At 66.2% G+C, this 1,336-nt stretch carries 4 protein-coding genes; all 4 read left to right on the top strand.

Features of this window, described 5'->3' with window-relative positions; all coding sequences use genetic code 11:
• On the top strand, positions 1–228 hold a 228-nt coding region (locus A9X05_RS02090), incomplete at its 5' end, for a DinB family protein (RefSeq protein WP_197498878.1).
• Positions 229–417: 189 nt separating this feature from the next.
• Positions 418–786 (top strand): 50S ribosomal protein L14, encoded by a 369-nt coding sequence (rplN, locus tag A9X05_RS02085; RefSeq protein ID WP_003403649.1) that lies wholly within the window; start codon positions 418–420, stop codon positions 784–786.
• Positions 787–1,104 (top strand): 50S ribosomal protein L24, encoded by a 318-nt coding sequence (gene rplX / locus A9X05_RS02080; RefSeq protein WP_067273078.1) that lies wholly within the window; start codon positions 787–789, stop codon positions 1,102–1,104.
• A 1-nt stretch (position 1,105) separates the two neighbouring features.
• The coding region (gene rplE, locus A9X05_RS02075; RefSeq protein WP_082970845.1) for a 50S ribosomal protein L5 at positions 1,106–1,336 on the top strand (231 nt) is incomplete at its 3' end.

The raw sequence follows: 1,336 nt of genomic DNA, 5'->3' as shown, positions 1-1,336 counted from the left end.
AACGACTGCGACATCGACGCCACGCTCGCCGAACTGGCCGCCGCGGTGGCGGGCTTCCTGGACGAGGTCGCGCGGGCCAAGGGTCAGGACTGGGACCGCACCGGGACCCGGCTGCCGGGCGAGCGGCGCACCGCCCGCTGGCTGGTGCGCCAGGCGATGCACGAGGGCGTGCACCACCTCGGCGATATCCGCAGAATCGGGGAAGGCGCTCCCTCGAACCGGCCCTGAGGCCGTCCTGGCCGCGAATTTGGCTCTGAGCTGGTCGTCCCCTAGACTCTAGGGGTTGCCTTGGGCAGACCTCGGCCGGTGCGAATCGGCCCCGCGTGCCCTTCGGTGACAAAGACCGCGCATGTCAGGTTTTTTGGTGGGCTTTGGCCTGCGTCCTGCCGTGCACACGCAACCAGGTCAGGAGATCGAGTGATTCAGCAGGAATCGCGGCTGAAGGTCGCCGACAACACCGGCGCCAAGGAGATCTTGTGCATCCGGGTGCTCGGTGGTTCGTCGCGACGCTACGCCGGCATCGGTGATGTCATCGTCGCCACCGTGAAGGACGCCATCCCCGGCGGCAACGTCAAGCGGGGGGACGTCGTCAAGGCCGTCGTGGTACGCACGGTCAAGGAGCGTCGCCGCCCGGACGGCAGCTACATCAAGTTCGACGAGAACGCCGCGGTGATCATCAAGCCGGACAACGACCCGCGCGGGACCCGCATCTTCGGGCCCGTCGGCCGCGAGCTGCGTGAGAAGCGGTTCATGAAGATCATCTCGCTCGCCCCGGAGGTGTTGTAAATGAAGGTCCGTAAAGGCGACACCGTCCTGGTCATCGCCGGCAAGGACAAGGGTGCCAAGGGCAAGGTGCTGCAGGCCTACCCGGAACGCAACCGGGTCCTGGTCGAGGGCGTCAACCGGATCAAGAAGCACACCGCGATCTCGAGCAACCAGCGCGGAGCTCAGTCGGGCGGAATCGTCACCCAGGAAGCCCCGATCCACGTCTCGAACGTGATGGTCGTCGACTCGGACGGCAAGCCCGCCCGCGTCGGCTACCGGGTCGACGAGGAGACCGGCAAGCGGGTCCGCATCTCCAAGCGCAACGGCAAGGACATCTAGCATGACGACAACTGAGAAGGTGCAGCCGCGCCTGAAAGAGCGCTACCGCAACGAGATTCGTGATTCGTTGCAGCAGCAGTTCGGCTACGGGAACGTCATGCAGATCCCGACCGTCACCAAGGTCGTCGTCAACATGGGGGTCGGCGACGCGGCACGGGACGCGAAGCTGATCAACGGCGCGGTCAACGACCTGGCGCTGATCACCGGGCAACGGCCCGAGATCCGCAGGGCG

It is taken from the genome of Mycobacterium sp. E3298 (assembly GCF_001666895.1).
Lineage (GTDB): Bacteria > Actinomycetota > Actinomycetes > Mycobacteriales > Mycobacteriaceae > Mycobacterium.
This window is presented reverse-complemented; position numbering and strand designations above follow the sequence as displayed.